Here is a 20,715-nt window from a genome sequence, read left to right on the forward strand (position 1 = left end):
GATCAACTGGTGATTTTTCCACGGCATGGAATTCTGCATCCGGGAAAAGCGCACTGACGCACCTGTAGAAAGCGAACGTTGCGTGAGGAAACATTGATGACTGATCTCTATCCGAACACAGTGAACCGCCGGTCAGCGGTTATACAATTCGATCGAGACCGAAATCTCCAAGACATGGTTCGCCAGCAGGCGGAAACGGCTCCTGACGCGATCGCGATCGATTTCGATGGTCGGTTGATAACGTATGCCGAGCTTGATGGCCTCTCGGAAAAACTTGCTGTCCATCTCCAGACGCTTGGCGTTGTCAAAGGCAATACCGTTGCCTTGGTTTTACCGCGAGCGATCTCCACCGTCGTCTCGAAACTCGCGATCTTAAAAGCAGGGGCAGCCTATATCTCGCTCGATCCGGCCCTTCCACCAAGCCAGATCGAGCAGATCCTTCTGGAATGCAAGCCGGAGCTGATTTTTGCCGGTGCCACGCGCCAAAGGAAGCTATGGGCGCCTGACCTTGCCGCCGCGATCTTCGATCTCGATGAGATCCTCGATGCGCTGGTGTCAGCCCCGGCCGTTGAACGACTGGCGGTCGAGATCGGCGGCGCTGATACTGCATATGTCATGCCTACGATCGGTTTGACCGGCCAGGTCAAGGGCGTCCCGGTGATGCACCGTTCCATTTCACGCGTCGTGCTGGATCAGAACTACATCAAGTTCAACCAGGGCGACGTCGTCCTGCAAACCTCGGCAAGCTGGTTCGATGCCGAAGCACTCGAAATGTGGGGCGCACTGCTGACCGGCTGCGCACTGGTCGGAATGCCGGCCGGTGCATTTTCATTGAGCCGGTTGTGCGACCTCATCCGAAAAGCCGGTGTCACCACCATGTTTCTGACGACGGAGATTTTCAACCGGCTTGCCGACAAGAACACGAGCGACCTTCAATCGTTAAAGCATGTCGTCTTTGGCGGTGAGATCGGTTCGGCTGAACATGTCGGCCGCTTTCTGAAGGCCCATCCGGGATGCAAGATTACCAACGCCTATGGGCCGAACGAAGTCAACGCATTCGAGACGACGATCGCCGTTCCGGCCAAGCTTGACAATCCTCAGATGAAAGACGTCGCCCTTGGCCGTGCTGCGAGAGAGGTTAGCTCCTTGCGCCGAGATGCGGCCCGAATAGACGCCCGGACCGGGATTGAGGGGACGCGGGCCGAGCTTGACGCCATCGAAGCCGCCCTTCGCGGCGATCCGCGGCTGCGGGACGGCGTCGCCATGTGCCACGAGCAAGGGTCGAAGGCAAAGCGGATCGTTGCCTATCTGCGCCCGCACAGCACAGGTGCCGGCAAGGATCCCCACTTCGTCCGGCAGGTCATGGCAAACCTTCGTAGCACGCTTCCGGCCTACATGATCCCGGACTGCGCTGTTGTGCTCGACGACTTTCCAATGGACCAGGCGGGTAATATCGAGCGCGAGAAGCTCCCCGTCCCGGGGAATGCGGCAAAGGTGGATGACGTTTCATCAGCACCCGGCGACCAGACCGAAATTATCCTGACCGAGCTTTGGCAAGGCATACTCGGACGGTCGAACATCGGCCTCGACCGAAATTTCTTTGATCTTGGCGGCACGTCACTGCAATTGATACACGCCCACGCCCGGCTTGAAGCCAAGCTCGGCCGTGCGATCGACGTTGTCGCCCTCTTTACCTATTCGACCATTCGCGACTTGTCCCGCTTTCTTGACGGCAAGACGACCGGATCGACACGCTCGATGTCCGCCGCGCAGCGCGCGACCCTGCAGCGACAGACCAGATTTCAATTCCGTAGGAGTGCTCTATGAGCCACGGCGATGAACAAGACCAGGTGATCAGCGACGTCGGCACGGAGGGACTACAGGATGGCGGCATCGCCATCATCGGCATGTCCGGCCGTTTTCCCGGCGCGCCTTCAGTCGATGCACTTTGGAAGATGGTGTCCGAGGGCCGTGATGCCTTTGGGAAATTTGCCCCGGAAGAGATCGAGGATGCGTTCACCGATGCCGAGCGCGCCGACGAGGACTATGTCGCCGCGCGCCCACACGTCGATCATGCCGAGATGTTCGACGCCGAGTTCTTCGGGATGTTCCCGAAGGAAGCCGCCGTCACCGACCCGCAGCATCGCATATTCCTTGAAATATGCTGGGAAGCCCTGGAATCGGCGGGCTGCGACCCGTCATCCTACGCGGGGATGGTGGGCGTCTTTGCCGGCGCGTCGATGCCCACCTATCTGATCAACAACGTCCTTTCGGATCGCGCCAAAGCCGAGGAATTCACGTCCAACTACCAGGTCGGCACCTTCAATCAGCTCGTCGGATCGCTGAGCGATACTCTTGCAACGAAGGTCGCCTACAGGCTCAATCTGCGCGGGCCGGCCTTCACCATCCAGTCTGCCTGCTCGACCTCTCTCCTCGCCGTCGCTCAGGCCTGCCAGAACCTTCTGACCTATAGCTGCGATCTGGCCCTGGCTGGCGGCATCTCGGTCACTTTCCCACAGAAGCGGGGCTACATGTACCAGGAAGGGGGCATGGTTTCACCTGATGGTATTTGCCGGCCCTTCGATGAGAATGCCGCCGGAACGGTGTTCAGCAGCGGCGCCGGCGTCGTCTTGCTGAAAAGGGTCGAGGATGCCCTGCGCGACGAAGATCGGATCTACGCGGTTATCCGCGGATACGGCGTCAACAATGACGGCTCCAACAAGGTTGGATTTACGGCGCCGAGCGTTGAAGGTCAGGCCGATGCCATTGCCGCGGCGATGGCCAATGCCGGAATCGATCCCTCGACGATCGGTTACCTCGAATGCCACGGGACTGCGACACCGCTCGGAGACCCGATCGAATTCGGCGGGTTGAAAAGCGCGTTTGCCGATATTTCCGGCATGCGCCAGAATTGCGCCCTCGGTTCGCTCAAGGGCAATGTCGGGCACATGGACGCGGCAGCGGGTGTGAGCGGCCTGATCAAGACGGCACTGGCGCTGCAGCACGCAAAGATCCCGGCGATGGCAAATTATGCCAGCCCCAACTCCCGGATCGATCTGGAGAGCAGCCCGTTCTATATTCCAACCGAGATGGTCGACTGGCCGGCCTCCGGCACGCCGCGTCGCGCGGGTGTCAGCTCGTTCGGCGTCGGTGGGACCAATGTCCATGTTGTGCTTGAGGAACCGCCGGCGATAAAGCTGCAGCCCGAGGCCGAAAGCCATGGTCCGCACATTCTCGCGCTTTCGGCGCGCAACGACAATGCGCTGTCGGATATGCGCGTCAACCTCGCCGACCATCTGAGCGCCCGGCCGGCCACTTCGTTGCCGCAGCTTGCCCACACGCTCCAGACCGGACGCAAGCAGTTCAATCATCGCCTCGCTGTCTCGGCCTCGACTGTCGAAGAGGCAATTGAGCGTCTGCGCGCGGAACGCTTTCAGCCGATCGTCGCCGCCAACAATCCACCACCGATCGCATTCATGTTTCCGGGCCAAGGCGCTCAATATGTCGGAATGGGCGCCGCGCTTTACAGCAGCGAGCCGCAATTTGCGCAATGGATCGACCGCGGCGCGGAACTTGCCAAAATGCAACTCAACCTCGACCTTAGGGACTATATCTGCCATACCGGGACTGTGACCGCGACCATGGCGGAAGAGCAGCGAGAAACGCGGATAGCGCAGCCCTGCCTCTATCTGGTCGAATATGCGATGGCGCGCCTGTGGCTGAGCCGTGGCGTGAAGCCTTTCGCGATGATCGGGCACAGTGTCGGCGAATTCGCCGCCGCCACCATCGCCAATGTCATTTCCTTCGAGGATGCGCTTCGGCTCGTGGTCGCGCGCGGGCGGCTGATGCAGGGTCAGCCGCAAGGCGCGATGGTGTCGGTTCGTGCGGATGCGGACACGGTGTCCGGCTATCTCAGGGACGGGGTGGAGATCGCCGCGATCAACGCGCCGAAGCTCTGCGTCATTTCGGGGCCGTTCGCAGCCATCGATGTCATATGTGCGTCGCTGGCAAAGGCGGATATCGCCTTCAGCAAGCTGCACACATCACACGCCTTCCATTCGCCGATGATGGACAACGCCGCCGGAGCACTTCTCGATGAGGCGGCGCGCGTGACCTATGGGACGGCGACCATCCCCTATATCTCGGGTGTGACAGGGGATTGGCAGACGGGCGAACGTGGCGTGTCTCCCGACTATTGGGCCAGGCACTGCCGCGAGACGGTTCATTTTTCCGACGGCCTGCTTGCCCTTTGCCGTGATCGCAAGCCGGTACTGATGGAGATCGGGCCGGGTAGGGCGCTTTCCGTTTTTGCAGCACAGACCGTCAGCCGCGACGGGGTCGCCGCCATCATCCAGACGCTTCCGGAGCATGATCGCGCCAGTGCAGCCGCAGAAACACTTGCAGATGCTACGGCCAAGCTCTGGATGTCCGGCTGCGAGATCGAGTGGCCCGACCTTGGTCTTTCGAGCAAGGTTCCACTCTCCTTGCCGACCTATCCTTTCCAACGCAATCGCCATTGGATCGATGCCCCGCCGCCTGCGCGCCGGGCGCCGACCTCGCAGGCTTTGCCGGACCCGGTTTCGGTCGAGCAACCAATCGTCTCCCAGGTTCAACCAGTCGATGAGATCAAAGCCATGAACGTTGTAACCACCGTATCCGCAATGAACCGAATCCCCTCTCTCGAGGCCTCCCTTATGGCGCTCCTGAGCGAGATGTCCGGCGAAACGCTCGATACCAGCGAACGCTCGGCGACCTTTCTCGAGCTTGGGTTCGACTCTCTGTTCATCGGGCAATTCGCCCAACGGATAGAAAAGACCTACAAGGTCAAGCTGTCCTTCCGCGAACTGCTCAGCAACATCAGCAATGTTGCCGAACTGGCGCAGCATCTCGACCAGGAAATGCCGCCAGAGCCGATTGCGGCCGAAGCGGTCGCAACATCACAGCCGGTCGCGGCCCCGGTTCAGCCTGGCATACAGGTCACAACATTTGCGCCGCCGGCTCAGCCAATCGCCGCGCCGACGTTCGCGCCTGCCGGCGGAACCGGGTTTGAATCCGTCATGCAGTCCCAGCTGCAACTGGCCCAGTCCCTGTTTTCTCAGCAGTTGCAGATCCTGCAGTCGATGAAGGGCGGTGTTGCACAGGCGATGCCCGCCCTCGCGGCCCCAGTGATCACGGCGCCCGTTTCGGCGACGCCTGTGCAGCAACCTGCACCCGCAAGTGTGGTGTCGAGCGCAGCCACGGCGCAGCCTGCCGAAGCCGAAATCGGTACGGCGCGCATCAAGCTCTACCGCCCGGGTGCCAAGAGCCAGGCGGAAATCACGCCGGAAAAGCAGAAGTTCATCTCAGAGCTTGTCTCGGCCTATGAAACCAAGCATGCCAAATCGAAGTCGTTTGCCAACAAGTACCGGCCACAGCTTGCCGATCCGCGCACCGCAGCCGGTTTTCGTGCCGACTGGAAGGAGATGGTCTTCCCGATCGTCTCGGATCGGTCGAAGGGATCGCGGATTTGGGATGTCGACGGCAACGAGTTCATCGACCTGGTCAACGGCTTCGGCCAGACCGCCTTCGGCCATGCACCCGATTTCGTCATAGAGGCGATGCGCGTGCAGATGGAGGCCGGCTACGCGATCGGCCCGCAGAGCCCGCTTGCGGGCGAAGTGGCCGACATGATCTGCGAGATGACCGGTCATGAGCGCATGACGTTCTGCAATACCGGTTCTGAGGCGATGATGGCCGCGATGCGGGTTGCCCGCTCGGTCACCGGCCGCGACCGGGTCGTGATGTTCGCCAATGATTATCATGGCCAGTTCGACGAGGTCCTGGTGAAGGGACGCAACGGCTTCGAAAAGCCCGTCGCCCTGCCGATCGCCTCGGGAATTCCCGCAAGCTCCGTCGGCAATATGGTCGTGTTGCCCTATGGCGCGGCCGGGAGCCTCGAATGGATCCGCGCCAATGCAGACAGCATCGCTGCAGCCATCATCGAGCCGATCCAGAGCCGTCATCCTGAGCTGCAGCCGATCGAATTCGTTCGCGAATTGCGGGATATCGCCACCAAGGGCGATTTCGCGCTGGTCTTTGATGAGGTGGTCACCGGCTTCCGTGTCGATCCAGGCGGCGTCCAGGCTCTCTGGGGCATCCGTGGCGACCTGGCTGCCTATGGCAAGGTCGTCGGCGGCGGCATGCCGATCGGTGTTCTGGCGGGCGATGCCCGCTACATGGATGCACTTGATGGCGGCCGGTGGAACTACGGCGACGACAGTGTCCCGATGACCGCCCCGACCTTCTTTGCGGGCACCTTCGTGCGCCATCCGATCGTCCTGGCCGCTTGCCGGGCCATCCTCCACCACATCAAGGGCGAGGGCGCCGCTCTCTACGGTCGCGTCGCCGATCGCACGCAGGCGCTGGTCTCGCAGATCAATGCCGACCTTGCCGCGCGTGGGATCAGCAGCGTTCTTCATGGTTACAAGAGCTGGTTCTACGCGGATTTCAGCAGCGATCCGCTGGGCGCGCTGATGTATCCGATGCTTCGCCAGCGCGGCGTTCACGTCCAGGAACACTACCCCTGCTTCGTCACCACCTCGCATAGCGAAGCGGACTTCCAGGCGATCGCAGCCGCATTCAGGGATAGCGCCGCCGCTCTGCAGTCGGTCGGCATCCTTGCCACCGGCGACGCTCAGCCTCTGCGCATCGAGACACCACCGGTGCCGGTCGCGGCACGGCCGAGATCTGCCCCGTTGACGGAGGCGCAAACGGAGGTGTGGCTAGCCGCACAGGCCGGCGACGAGGCTTCCTGCGCGTTCAACGAGTCGTTTTCCTTGACGCTCGAGGGCGCGTTTGACGAAGCGGCTTTCCTGAAGGCGATAGACAGGGTCGTCGCCCGTCACGATGCTCTGCATATCCGCTTCGACAGAACGGGAAAGCAGTTCGAATTCCTGCCTGATTTCAAACTCGAGACGCCCATCATGGATCTGTCGGCGGAGAGCGACGGTGAAGCCCGGCTTCGCCAGCTTCTCGACGACGAAGCCCGTACGCCGTTCGATCTCGTCGACGGACCGCTGGTGCGTACCTCCATCGTGTGTCTGACGCCGGAAAAGCACGTGTTCGTCTTTACCGCCCATCACATCATCTGCGATGGCTGGTCGATCAATGTCTTCATCGAAGAGCTGGCGACCGCCTATTCAGCTATTCTCGCCGGTGAGACGCCGGCGTTCGAGACAGCACTTTCCTACGCAGCCTATTCGACGGACTTTGCGCCAAAAGCCGAGGCGTCGCCGAAGACGGAAGCCTTCTGGCTCGATTGCTTCAAGGACGTGCCGGAGCTGCCGGAGTTCCCGCTCGACCGCCCACGGCCCGAGCGGCGCAGCTTCGCCGGCGGAACACGCACCGGGTTTATCGATGCTGACGTTTACAAAGCGTTGAAGAAGGCCGGCGGCAAATCCGGGGCAACGCTGTTTTCCACCTTGCTGGCAACGCTGCAGGTGATGGCATCGAGGCTATCGGGCCAGCATGATCTCGTCGTCGCCGTACCGTCCGCCGGACAGACGCTCATTGGCGAGCAGATTCTGATGGGGCACTGCGTCAACCTCTTGCCTGTCCGCCAGGATCTGACGCCTGCCGATAGCTTCAGGAAGCATCTGAAGACGACCCAGCAGCACGTGCTGCAGGCGTTCGAACATCAGGACTACACCTACGGAACGCTCGTGCGCAAACTTGGCATCAAGCGCGACTCACGTCGCCTGCCGTTGACGGAGATCCAGTTCAACTTGGAACGCGTCGGCAGCGGCACCAGCTTCGGATCGCTGAAGACATCGGTCGAGCCGAACGCCAAGGCATTCGCGAATTTCGACATGTTCTTCAACATGATCGAAGGAGCCGACGGTATCCGTATCGACGTCGACTACAACGCCGACGTCTTCGATCCGAGCACGATCGACCGCTGGATCGGCCACTTCAAGACGCTTGCGGCCGCCGTCGCCGATGACATGGGACGGTCCATTCGCGAACTGCCTCTGCTCGACGAGAGCGAGAGGAACTGGCTCCTCAACGACCTCAACCAGACGGCGTCCGACTATGACCACCGCGAATTCGCCTTCTCGCTGTTTTCCCGCAAGGCAGCCGAACAGCCGGGCGCCATTGCCGCCGAATTTGCCGGCAATCGCCTGACCTACAGGGAGCTGGACGACAAATCCAACCAGCTGGCACTCTACATCCAGATGAAGATGCCGGAACCGGGTCAGCGGATAGGCCTGCTCGTTGATCGGTCGTTGGATATGCTGGTGTCGCTGCTGGCGATCATGAAAGCCGGCCACGCCTATGTGCCGATGGATCCAACGCATCCGGAATCCAGGCTGCGGCAAACATTCGATCTCGTCCGGATGGGCGGCATGATCTGCGATACCGAGGAAGCGTCGCGGCTTGCACCGGTCGGCCTGCCTGTCATCCGCATCGACCAGGATGCGAAGGCCATTGGCTCCATGACGAAGGCTCCGCTTAGAAGCCTGCCAACGGACACAAAGACGCCAGCCTACATCATCCTGACATCAGGTTCGACCGGCCTGCCGAAGGGTGTCGAGGTTCCGCATCAGGCGCTGACCAACTTCCTGGTCTCGATGGCGCGCGAGCCTGGGTTCACTGCTGAAGATACGATTGTCGCCGTGACGACCATCTCGTTCGATATCGCCGCGCTCGAAATGTACCTGCCGCTGATCACGGGAGGCAAGGTCGTCATCGCGACCAAGCTGCAGGTCCAGGACGGGTTTGCCCTGGTGAAGCTCATCGACGAGTGCGGTGCGACTGTCTTGCAGGCGACGCCGACGCTTTGGACAATGCTGGTCGAAGCCGGGCTGAGCGACAAGAGTAGCCTGAAGATGCTTTGCGGCGGCGAGCCCTTGCCGAAGGATCTGGCGAAGTCGCTCCTGAAGTTCGGCTCCGAGCTTTGGAACATGTATGGCCCGACCGAGACGACGATCTGGTCTTCGGTCGCAAAGATTTCCGACGCCGACGCCCCGATCACCATCGGTCAACCGATCGCCAACACGCAGCTCTACATTCTCGATGCTGACAGCAACATAGCTCCGATCGGCGTTACCGGTGAACTGCACATCGGTGGCGATGGTCTCGCCAATGGCTATTTCGACCGCCTGGACCTCACGGAAAAGTCATTCGTCCCGATCTCTTTCGGGACCGGCAAGCCCAAGCGGCTTTACAAGACCGGCGACGTCGGCAGGCGCCTCGCTGACGGGTCGCTGCAGCTGCTCGGCCGACGCGACCAGCAGATAAAGCTGCGCGGCTTCCGCATCGAACTCGGGGACATCGAGTCGGTCGTTTCAAAGGCTGCAGGCGTGCGCCAGTGCGCAGTTGTCGCCGCCGCCAACGAGAAAGGCGACAAGTCCCTTGTCTGTTATGTGGTGCCCGAGGTCGCCGGTTCGGAAATCTCGCCGACGGCGCTGGCAGCGCATGCCAAGGCCCATCTGCCCGGATATATGGTTCCGACTTTCTGGGTCTCTGAGGACGAATTGCCCCAGACGCAAAACGGCAAGCTGAACCGCAAGAACCTCGAGGATCGCGGTCTGCCTGCCCGCGAGACGAATGTCATAAAGCTTGCGCCGCGCAATGCGACTGAAGAGAAGCTGATGCTCATCTGGGGGGATGTCCTCAACCTGCAGGATATGGGCGTCGACGACAATCTCTACGCGCTGGGTGCGGACTCGCTGACGATCTTTCGTCTCGCTGCCCGCATGATAGACGCCGGGCTGCCGCTGGAAGCCAAACACCTTCTTCGTCATCCCTCGATTGCCGAATTGGCCCAATTTGTCGATCAACAGGCCGATGTGAAGGAAAGCACTGCCCAGTACAGCGTTCCGTCACTCAGGGACTTCCGCAACGGGGCGCGTCGCGGGGCGAGGGGAGCACTATGACAACCATCGAAACCAGCACCACACGGCAGGATGAAAATCTGGCCCTGGTCGGGGAGTTCCCCTGCACGCAGACGCAATTGCGCTGCTGGATCCTCGACCAGCTCAATCCCGGCAACCCGGCGCTCAACGTCGCCGTACGATGGGAAATACGCGGGACCTTCAAGGCTGCCAATATCGAGGCCGCCTTTCGCAAGGTCATCCAGCGGCATGAGGTTCTGAGGACCAGGCTCGTCGAGACAGACGGCAAACCTGTCCAACAGGTGGTCGAGCAGATCGATTTCAGGATGGCTGAGATTGATCTTAGAAACATGGCGCCCGAACAGCGTCAAAAGCGGATTCTGTCGATTGGCGAGGAAACGGCGCAGGCGCCGTTCAATCTCGGCAAGGCGGGGCTGTTTCGTGTCTCGCTGCTGATGGTCGAGAATGATTTCGGCGTGCTTCTGATCACCGCGCACCAGAGCTGCTTCGACGGATGGTCGATCCGGGTGCTCGGGCGAGAAGTCGGCGAGATCGCCGCGGCGATAGACGCCGGCCGGGCGCCGGTCCTGCCCGAGCTTCCCCTCCAATACGGCGACTATGCCCTTTGGCAGCAGGAATATCTGGAAAGCTACGGCTTCGAGATGGAAAAGACCTTCTGGCGCGAAAAGCTGGTCGGTGCGCCCTATTTCGAGGTGCCGCCGGACCATCCGCGCGCTTCGGTCAAGACCAACCACGGCGACATCGTCTCGGTCGCGCAGCCGATCGAGTTCAGCGAGCGAATGGATGCGGCCGCCCGTAAGCACCGTGTTTCTCAATATGCCTACGGTGCTGCGATCGCCAGCGTGGTGTTGCGCCGTTTCACGCAAGCCGACACTGTGCTGTTCGGCTCCCAGGTTGCCGGCCGCGAACATGCGGATCTGGAAAACCTGATTGGCGTCTTCATCAACAATCTGGTTTTGAGGTTCGATTTCAATGCCGACACCAGCCTGTCAGATCATTTCCAGTCGGTCCGTGAGACGGTCGAAGCGGTTCTGAACCATCAGAAGGTGCCGTTCAACAAGCTTGTCGAATTGATCAATCCGGTGCGCGATCCTTCCCGCAACCCGTTGATATCGGTCAACTTCAACCTACAGAAGGCGTTCTTGGAAGATCACCGGTACGGCGGTTTCGAACTTCTGAGCGCGCCGTCACAGTCGCCCGGCGTGGTCTACGACCTGAGCTTCATCATGGTCGGCCGCCCCTCCGGCTGGCGGATGTCGATCGAGTACAATTCCGATCTTTTCGACGTTGGCACCGTGCGGACGTTGTTGGCGCTTTGGCAGGAGACCTATGAGATCGCGCTCGCCAACCCTGACGTGTTGCTGTCGTCGCTCTCGACCCCGGCCCGCCATATTCCCTTGCCCGAGATCATCGACGAGAGCACGGCGCCGTTGGAGCGGATGCTGAAGAGCCACGCCTCACTCAGCGATGCCGCGGTCGTCGAGCGGGAGGGACGCATCCACGCCTTCGTCACGCCCAATGCGGATTTGAGCGAACCGCTGGACCGCCTGCCTGCAATTTTGATGCAATATCTGGCGCAACGGCTCCCGGCCGATGGACTGCCGGAAGGCGTAAGCATTCTTCTCGCCCTTCCCAAAACTGAAAGCGGTGCGATCAATCGCGACAGATTGCGCATCCCGGCGCCGATCGATGCAGGTCAGCCGGTCACTCGACCTGACACTTTGAAGGTTCAGGGACCCGACCAGCTGGGGGAAAAGATAACGGCGCTGGCTGCGATCTGGAGCGAACTTCTCAATGCTCCTTCGGTGACGCCGGGCGATGACTTCTTCGCCCTCGGCGGCCACTCCTTGCTGGCGCTTAGAATGCTATCGGCCGTGCATACCCGGTTTGGCGTCAAACCAACGCTTGAATCGCTTTTCAAGGAACCGACCTTAGGCGGCTTTGCCGCCAAGATCTTCGACCTGCCGAAACCGGTGGCCTCTATCCCGGTTTATACGCCGGCGGTCGAGGATCAGCCCAGTCCATGGGAACTGGTCACCTGCAAGACAGGGACCGGCGGGCTCACCGTGTACACGCTGAACCATCCTTTTTTGTTCTACCGCCTGGCAAACGAGTTGCCGGAGGCCGTTTCCGTCTACAACGTCAACATGTTCAACGCCAATTTGGATGCGGGTTTGCGTGACATGTCGTTCGGACAGATCGCCAGACATGCGATCGAAGCGATGAATATCGACAAGGATGCCGGTCCCGTCGCCGTCGTCGGGCTTTGCGTCAACGGCGTGCTTGCCATGGAGGTCACTCGGCAATTGCGTGAAGCGGGCAACGATGTGAGCTTTACAGCGCTTATCGATGCCTGGGCACCGGGCTTTGTCCGGTCGCAACCGAAAGTCCGTCAAAGGCTTTGGAAGATCGAAAGGCGAGCCAAGCGTCTGGTCTATTTCACGCAGAAGCTTCTGTCCGGGCGAATGAGCATCCTGACCTACCTGAAGGAATTCAACTTCACGCTTTGGGTGGTCCAGAAGTTCGGCGTGACCGGCAGCGAATATTCTCATGAGGAGGTCGCCAACGCGACGGTCACGGACCTGCTAGTGGCCGCTGCTCGAGGGTATCGTGCCGTCCAAACCAAGGACGAGCGCGTCATCCTGCTGCGCAGCGAGGCCCAACCTTCAAGCGCTCGCAAGCTGTTGTTCGGCTGGGGCGAAGCCGTTGCAACCACAACGCCGGTGCTCGATATCAATGGTTGGCACGAGGATTCGCTGACCAGCGACGGCATCAGGCAGCTTGCATCAATCGTCTCCGGAAAGCTCGAAAAGCCTAGACGGTGACTGGCATCGTTATTCGGTTCACCGAAACCGTAAAGGAACACAGTGCGATGGATATCGTCAGGCCTCCCATCAGGATTGCCATTCTCGCGGGTCGCAGAGATGGGTTCGAGAACTGGGAACTCATGGTTTTCGATCGAATACTGAGCGATCCCCGTTTCCTGCTCGTCACCATATTGGTGCACCCCGACCCTTTTGGCGACAGGCGGGCTTCTTCGCTGTTCGGTCTGCAATCGCGCATGGAGCGCAAAGCGCTTGCCCGCCAGGGCAAATACGCTCCCATTAGCTTTGACCCGGCGCAGCAGCGGTTTGACGATTTGAAGCCGATGGCCGCAGGGGCCAGGGGCAACACGCAGGCGCAGGCACTTGTTGGCAAAATCGGACTGGATATGGTGATCAGGCTGACGCCACAGGGCCTGCCAGGCGATGCCGTCGGCTCGCTTTCATACGGCGAATGGGCCTTCACCTTCTCCGATCAGAGATCCGAGCGGGCGGACTGGTATGGCTACAGTGACGTCATCGAAAAAAAGCCGGCGACAAAACTGACGCTCTATGCTCGCCAGGGCAATGATGCGAAGGCGGCACAGATTTCGTCGGCATCGTTCAACCTCAAGATCAGCGCGGCTCGCAATACGGCCTTCATCAAGGAGCGCGCGGTGACGCTGCTGATGCGGGAACTCGGCCGTCTGGCCGATACGCGCCAGCTCGTAACAGCTCCCCTGTCGGAACAGGTCGCTCGGCCGCCATCCTTGTTCGATCTTGCCCGATATGCCGGCGGTCTTTCCAATCATCTTGCTTCGCGTGTCGCCAAGGCTGCAAGGGCAAAGGCCCGTTCCGGATCGGCCGTGTGGACGCTCTATACCGGGCAGGGACGCATCGACGAATTCGACCCCACCCAATCCGTCGAGATACCGCCGATCGCCGGCGACATCAAAGCGGATCCCTTCCTGTTTCAGCACGAGGGCGAGTGCTATCTCTTCTATGAGGCCTATGCCGACGGTGATGCGAAGGCTCATATCTCAGTCGGGCGCTTCAACGGCGACAAGGTCGAGCCCCTGGGTGTCGCCCTCGATTGCGATCACCATCTGTCCTACCCCTTTATTTTCCGTGATGGCGAAGACATCTTCATGATGCCTGAAGCACATCAGTCGCGCCGCATCGAGATCTGGCGCTGCGTGGATTTTCCCTTGAAGTGGGAACTCTACTCTACGGGGCTCGAGGGGCTTTCGGCCGCCGACAGCATCCTCACGCAATATGCCGGCAAGTGGTGGCTCTTCACCAACGTGTCGGACTTCCATGCCTATGAAGACCATTGCAGTGAACTCTACGTCTTTGAGGTCGATGGCCCGAAACTTGATCATGTCACGCCCCATAAACGCAATCCAGTCGTCATGGGGAGCACCGTCGCGCGCAACGCCGGTCGCATTTTCGAGCGCAATGGGCGCCTCTTCCGTCCCTCGCAACGGAATGCACACGGTATCTACGGCTATGGACTGAACATCATGGAGATCGAGCAGCTTGACCTGGAGAACTACGAGGAAACCTGTATCCGCACGATCGCGCCTGATTTCAAGTCGGGGTTGCTCGGTTGCCATCATTTCGATGCGGCGGGGGGAAGATACGTGGTGGATGCGCGGCTGACGATCTAGCTTGCTCAGCCGACGGTGCAATATCGCAGACGGACCGCGTCGCCGAAGGTCTGGACGGCAACTGCTCCGGCGAAATTTGGCGGTGTCTGCATAGGGAGAAGACGCCAGATTGTCGAGGCTTCCGGCTCCCCCTCAAGACGCTCCAGCCGCGGTGGGTCTTCCTCTCCAAACGTTACGTCGAAAGCCTCAAGCGAAAGGGAGAGGCCTGCGCCATGCGCCTTTACGAAAGCCTCCTTTCGCGTCCAGCACCGATAGAAGTGCTCCAGGTAGTTTTCCGGGGCGACCAGTCGGAGCGAGGCGCGCTCCTTGGGAGAAAAGAAGTGGGCGGCGATGTCTTCCTGGAGCGCCTTCTTCTCCTCGATATCTATGCCGATCTCGTATCGAGGCGACACGGCAAGAACCGCCAGATCCGCGCTATGGCTCAGGTTGAAATGCAGCGCCAGATCATGCCGCCCGCCGATCCGGGGCTTGCCGTAGGCATTGTAGTCGAAGCAAAGGTCGCGCGGATCGAGCCCACTGTAGGTAGCAAGGATTTGCCGCAGCCTTCCGCGTGCCACGATGAAACGGCACCGGTCGTGCTCATGGACGAAGCGTGTCGCCCGCGCCACCTCGTCGTCGGAAAGCAGCTCCCTGTAGATGGCTACCTCCGACGCATCGGCGTCCAAGGCCCAGGTCCAGATGTCGATTGCCGCGATGTCGGCTGCGATATGATCAGGTTGCATAGGAAAGCGTGCGGGCCGGTGTCGGACGCTGGCGCGCCATGCGCCGTGCGAGATGGGCCATGAGCGCCAACGGATAGTTTTCGCCAAGGCTGACGCGGCAGGTGCGCTTCAGAATATCCAGTGACTGCGGGCACATATCGGGCGAATACTCAATCTTTCGCTCCGTCCACTTGTAAGGGTTCATATCCGGATGGGCCGTCCGCTGTTGAAGCACCGATTGCCAGTTCGTATAAACATGACGGCTTGAATCATAAAGCCGGTAGACACCCCGCTTGTTTTCTGCCGCAAAATCGCTTGCTTCATCGGCAGTTTCGAACATCACATGCAGTCCCGCTGCAGCGGCTACGTCGTTGTGCGGACCGACCCGCAAGCCTTCCCGTGTTGAAAGGATTTCCTTCATGACCTCGTAGCGCTTGCGCATCCGGGCGATCATCGGATCGAGCCGCTTCAGCTGCACATTCAGCATGGCGCCCTGAATCTGGCTCGCCTTGAGGTTTATGCCGATGATGGGAGCCTCGTTGGCATTGTCGAGATGTCCCCGGAAAATCGAACCGATATCGTGATACATCCGTGCCCTGGCAAACAGGTGCGGGTCGTCGGTCACCAGCGCCCCGCCTTCGCCGATATTCATATTCTTGAACTGGTTGAAGCTGTAGGCGCCGGCATCGCCGATCGTGCCGGTGCGTCTACCCTTGTAGGTGAGACCGACTGCCTGGCAGGCATCCTCGATGACCAGCAGATTATGATCCCGGGCAATGCGCATGATGCTATCCATGTCACAGACCATATTGGCCATGTGGACGGGTATGATGGCACGTGTGTTGGGCGTGATCTTGCGCACGATGTCGGCCGGATCCATCGTCAGCGTCTGGTCTATCTCGACGAGAACGGGAACCGCGCCTGCGGCAAGCGGCGCACCCGCCGTTGCGATCCAGGTGTAGGCGGGCACGAGAACCTCGTCCCCCGGACCGATACCGGCGGCGACGAGAGCCGCAACCAGGGCGCCGGTGCCACTGCTCATCGTCAGGGCGTGGTTGACACCGAACTTCTGACAGAAATCGGTTTCGAACCGCATCAATGGGCCGCCGCCGGCGTCGCCGTAACGTGCCAATTTCCCCGAGGCAAAGACAGGCGCCAATGCCAACCATTCTCGTAACCCAACATGCGCCACAGCGTGCCCCCCGGTGCCACACGGCGGACGGCCAGAGCTGGTGCTGGCCGCGCCTTACATAGAGATCCAATCCGTTTTCATCGGCGGATCGCAGCTTGAAGATTAGACTGGAACGAACACGTATTTCAGATGGCCTTTCAGCTAGCTTCGAGGGTGTTAAGCCGGTTTGCGCCTAGCCAAAATCGGTAGAGAATCTGAGCGGCTATTTACATTGGACGATTTTCACTCCGATCGCGATTTTGCTATTCAATTATTTGATCTTAAGGATTTATGTGAATGACGATCCGTGACCTCCGATCCGCTCCGCACAACACGATTTTGCGAGCCGACATCGTCATCGTCGGCGGCGGACCTGCAGGGTTGACCATCGCCCGCGAACTCGCGAATACCAAAATCAGAGTGCTCGTCGTCGACAGTGGCGGGCTCGAATATGACATCGAGACGCAAGCACTCAACGGCGTTGAGAATGTCGGCGAACCGGTGCAGCGCAGCGGTGCCGAGACAATCGGCCGTGGATATGCCAACGAATTGTCGTGGCTGAACGACATCCCGGCATTCGAGCTGCGAAATCGCCTGCTTGGCGGCAGCAGCCATACGTGGCTCGGCAAATGTGCAGCATTTGACGATATGGATTTCGCGTCGCGCCCCTGGTTGCGCCATTCAGGCTGGCCGTTCAAACGCCGAGATATTCAGTCGGCGCTCGATCGAGCATCCGAGTTATTGAACTTGGGTCCGAATGTTTACGACGAGGGCCTCAACCGGCTATTACGCGCGCCCCCCGCCGAACTTGGGATCAGCCGCGACCTCCTTCGCCCGTTTTTCTGGCAGTTCAGCAAGGAGCGCGGCGGGGATCGGCAGCCGATGCGGTTTATCAATCTTGCCCGCGACTGCGATGCCGCAAACGTCGATTTTCTGACGCATGCCACGGTCACCGAGATCAATCTTGATCGTTACGGTCGTCGCATCAGTTCGCTCGACGTCAGCAGCCTTGACGGCAAGAGCGCGACGATCCGTGCCGATACCGTCGTTCTGTGCGGAGGTGGCATTGAGAATGCCCGCTTGCTGCTCGCATCGAATTCGGTGGCTGCGGCGGGAATCGGAAACGGCAGGGGCGTCGTCGGACGTTATCTGGTCGACCACCCGAGAGCGACACTGATCCGTTTCACCGGCCCCGGAATAAAGGCTGCCGCATCTCAGTTCAATTTCTTCGGACTGACGGATCGGCGCAAGACGCATTTCTACCTTCGAGGCCTCTCACTAAGCCCGGAAGTGCAGGCGAGGGAGGGCCTCACGAACTGCGCTGCCTACCCGGCTCAGGTTCATGCGAAAAACAATCCATGGGCCGCCCTGAGGCGGCTTTCCCGCGGAACCAGGCGCACGGCGCTCGCCGACCTTTCCACCGTCGTCGCATCATCTGGCATGATCGCATCCGGACTTTATGGCCGGCTGGTGCACAAGCGTGGGCTGCCGCACAAGTCCGTTGAGCTGCGTTTCGATGTCATGGCTGAACAGCAGCTCGATCCCGAGAGTCGCATTACCCTGTCCGATAGCCGCGACGCGTTCGGTATCCCGCGTGCGCGCGTCGACTGGAAAATAGGCACGGTCGAGATCGAGAGCATGAAGCGCTTTGGCCGTCTGCTCTGCGAGGAGTTCAATCGCGTCGGACTGCCTGGATCTCAGCCGGCCGAGTGGATTGCGCAGGACGACCCCGGCAAGGCGTCCTTCATAGACATGGCTCACCCGTCCTGCACGACCCGCATGGGCAACGATCCTTCAAACAGTGTCGTCGACGCAGATGCCATGGTCCACGGCATCGATGGTCTGTTCATTGCCGGCAGTTCGGTGTTTCCGACCGGGGGGCACGCCAATCCGACGTTGATGATACTCGCCCTTGCCATCCGGCTTTCGGATCATCTGAAGTCGAGGCACAGGACCGGCATCACCATGCCGCAACCTTTTGTTGACGCGGAAGCGTCTGAAAACGACCTCAGTGGAGTTTAGCTTTTGATGGAACCCTCTTTGTCGGACCGGACGGCCAGAGCGAGTATCTGGACGGTTGGCAGCAAGCTTGTTTCGAAGGCGATAGATCTTGTAACGCTCCTCTGTCTGGCGCGGATGCTCGGTCCGTCGGATTTCGGGCTGGTTGCCATGGCCATGACGTCGGTCTTCATCACCGAGGCGATCTTCGAACTGCCGGTGGGCGCAGCGCTGATCAGGGTCCCCGAGCTCACCAAGGACATGTTTGACACCGCGCTAACGCTCGGCATCCTCAGAGGTGTTTCGATTGCCGGACTTCTATGCTTGCTTGCCTATCCGCTGGCGCTTTTTTATCAGGAGCCAAAGCTCACGGCTTTGATATGCGTCCTGTCGCTGGCGCCTGTCATGCGTGGGCTGAGAAGCCCACGGATGATCCTTTACACGCGCCGGCTCGATTTTCGTCCGGATTTCGTCATGGACCTGTCAGCCAAGCTCACCTCTCTGATCGTTGCGGCGGGTGCTGCCTGGCTTACCGGGAGCTACTGGGCAATCGCCGCCGGCACAGTTGCGGGGCCAGCGCTCACCGTGAGCATGTCCTATGTCTATTCGCCGCAATGGCCGCATCTGACGCTGAAGGAGTTGCATCGTTTTGCCCAAATGATCGGGTGGAACATGGTCTCGCAAGTCCTGCAAGCCTTGAACTGGCAGCTTGAGAAGATTCTGCTTCCCCGTTTCGTCGACCTTGCATCGTTCGGTCACTATTCGGTGTCGAACGACATCACCGGGGTGCCGTTTCAGGCCATCGTGCAACCGCTCTTTCGCCCGTTCCTCGTTGCTTTTTCGCATATGAACACCACGGAGAAACTGGGCGACGCTTACCTTAAGGCGTCGTCGGCCATCGTTGTCCTCGTGGCGCCCGTATTGTTGCTGATATCGATCCTGTCCGATGTGGTCGTCGATGTTCTGCTCGGACCATCGTGGCACAACTCCGCATATCTTCTGCGATATTTGCCGCTAATTGCCATCCTCTCGCTTCCGACGATCCCGATCCCATCCATGGCCATGGTGGTCAACAGAATGCATTTCGTCACGATCAAGAATATGTCGGATCTCGCCAGCAAGGCGGCTCTGGTGATCGTGCTCGGCTATGCCGCCGGGATGCAGGGAATAATTGTCGCCCAGGCCATAGCCGCGACGATCAGCTTGATCGTATCCATGTTCATCATGCGGTCGATGATAGACCTAACGCTTCTGCGTCAATGCAAGGAACTGGCAAGGCACCTCCTGCCTCTTGCTCTGATGAGCCTTTTCATTATTCCGGCGATTTACGTCCGGAAGTACGACCTTGGTTTCGTGCGTTTCACGTCGCTGTCCTGCGTAATGGGCGCACTGTCGATCATCGCCTACCTCGCCGGCATCTTCCTCACGTTCAAGATGTCCAATGCGACGCGTTCCGTCGAATACGATCTCATCGTCAGATTATTCAAGCACAAATTCAGACCCGCTGTGTAACGGCCAGGGAGGATCGATGAGCACTGTCCACATGACACCCAATTCCCAGACAATCTCAGCCAAGGTCATCAGTCTCAGCGGCAGCTTGAAGAGGCGGGACGCTGTTTCTTCGAATTTAGCGACTGCTAAATCGTTAAACTGGGAGTTTTTCGACGCGGCGACTTCGGACAGGCCGGTGGAGTTGATCGTCGACACCAAGAGGCAACTCGCCAAATGTGGCCGCGTATTGAGCAATGGCGAGATTGGCTGTTTTAAAAGCCACTTCGAGGTGTTGAAACAGTTCGTCGAAGGCGACGGGCGCGAGTGGCTGCTGGTCCTTGAGGACGACGTCTGGGTCGACCCCGAGTTCGATTTCCATTTGCTGACGAAAGAACTGGAAAAATTGCAGATCGATTGCCTGCGGCTTTTCGCACGCAGGATAAAAAGGGTCGACGTCGTCGGCTATTTTGGAGAGCAACAGGTGGTTCGCTTCAGAAGCGACCCCTACGGGACGCAGGCCTATGTCATCAGCAGGGCAGGGGCTGCCCGGTTCCTTTCGACGATCAAGGCCATCGATATGCCGATCGACGTGGAGTTGGGGCGTTTTTGGAATCACGGACTGGCAATCTACGCGATCTTTCCTTTCCCCTGCGTCGAAAGAGCCTTCGTATCGACGCTCCTCCAGGAGCGGGAGCACAGCAAGGGTGCGGTCCAAAATCGCTCGCTGCGGCACTACATCTTTCGAATCGAGAACAAGTTTCACAAGGAAATGGCAAATCTACATTTTCGCTGGTCGCGGTTTTGGAAGCGTGGGGAATGTTGATCCGGCCTTCTTTCGCCGGCTGCAAGGCCATCTCGTAGGGGCCGGAGCCGTCAAAATGGTTCGCACCTGAACAATCTGGAATTCCATTCAATACGGACTTGCATCGAGAAGGAAATCATTTATATGACGTCCTCGTCAGCGAAACGAGTTCGCATGCTGCATGC

9 protein-coding genes are annotated in these 20,715 nt (G+C 59.7%); 7 read left to right on the plus strand and 2 right to left on the minus strand.

Translation table 11 applies throughout. The features are described 5' to 3' along the window. Positions 1-96: 96 nt before the first annotated feature. Genes CPY51_RS31760 through CPY51_RS31775 form a run of 4 tightly spaced genes read left to right on the plus strand, consistent with a single transcriptional unit; the run spans position 97 to position 14,367 of the window. Entirely contained in the window at positions 97-1,827 is a 1,731-nt protein-coding gene (locus CPY51_RS31760; RefSeq protein WP_111164346.1) for a non-ribosomal peptide synthetase, read from the plus strand. After that, entirely contained in the window at positions 1,824-9,917 is an 8,094-nt protein-coding gene (locus tag CPY51_RS31765; protein WP_111164347.1) for a non-ribosomal peptide synthetase/type I polyketide synthase, read from the plus strand. Before CPY51_RS31760 ends, CPY51_RS31765 begins: the two co-directional genes overlap by 4 nt. Beyond that, positions 9,914-12,721, plus strand: coding sequence for a condensation domain-containing protein (locus CPY51_RS31770; protein ID WP_111164348.1), 2,808 nt, complete (start codon positions 9,914-9,916; stop codon positions 12,719-12,721). The genes CPY51_RS31765 and CPY51_RS31770 overlap by 4 nt, the downstream gene beginning before the upstream one ends. A gap of 47 nt (positions 12,722-12,768) precedes the next feature. Then, on the plus strand, positions 12,769-14,367 hold the full coding sequence (locus CPY51_RS31775) for a glucosamine inositolphosphorylceramide transferase family protein (RefSeq protein WP_111164368.1): 1,599 nt from the start codon (positions 12,769-12,771) through the stop codon (positions 14,365-14,367). A 5-nt stretch (positions 14,368-14,372) separates the two neighbouring features. On the opposite strand, the gene CPY51_RS31780 is transcribed toward CPY51_RS31775, so the two are convergent. Together CPY51_RS31780 and CPY51_RS31785 are read right to left on the minus strand one after the other, a co-directional pair. After that, positions 14,373-15,089, minus strand: coding sequence for a 4'-phosphopantetheinyl transferase family protein (locus tag CPY51_RS31780; protein ID WP_111164349.1), 717 nt, complete (start codon positions 15,087-15,089; stop codon positions 14,373-14,375). Further along, the gene (locus CPY51_RS31785) at positions 15,079-16,260 is read right to left on the minus strand and encodes a DegT/DnrJ/EryC1/StrS family aminotransferase (RefSeq protein WP_111164350.1); all 1,182 of its coding nucleotides are present in this window, start codon (positions 16,258-16,260) and stop codon (positions 15,079-15,081) included. The genes CPY51_RS31780 and CPY51_RS31785 overlap by 11 nt, the downstream gene beginning before the upstream one ends. A 276-nt stretch (positions 16,261-16,536) precedes the next feature. On the opposite strand from CPY51_RS31785, the gene CPY51_RS31790 reads away from it, so the two are divergent. From CPY51_RS31790 to CPY51_RS31800, 3 genes are read left to right on the plus strand one after another with little or no spacing between them, the layout of a single operon-like run. Further along, positions 16,537-18,261, plus strand: coding sequence for a GMC oxidoreductase (locus CPY51_RS31790; RefSeq protein ID WP_111164351.1), 1,725 nt, complete (start codon positions 16,537-16,539; stop codon positions 18,259-18,261). 6 nt (positions 18,262-18,267) lie between these two features. After that, a complete protein-coding gene (locus CPY51_RS31795) occupies positions 18,268-19,749 on the plus strand; it encodes an oligosaccharide flippase family protein (protein ID WP_111164352.1) in 1,482 nt (493 codons plus the stop codon). A gap of 16 nt (positions 19,750-19,765) precedes the next feature. After that, positions 19,766-20,551: a glycosyltransferase family 25 protein gene (locus CPY51_RS31800; protein WP_195909674.1), complete on the plus strand. Its 786-nt coding sequence runs from the start codon at positions 19,766-19,768 to the stop codon at positions 20,549-20,551. Positions 20,552-20,715: the final 164 nt, after the last annotated feature.

It is taken from the genome of Arminella tubonensis, assembly GCF_003240585.1.
Classification (GTDB): domain Bacteria; phylum Pseudomonadota; class Alphaproteobacteria; order Rhizobiales; family Rhizobiaceae; genus Rhizobium; species Rhizobium tubonense.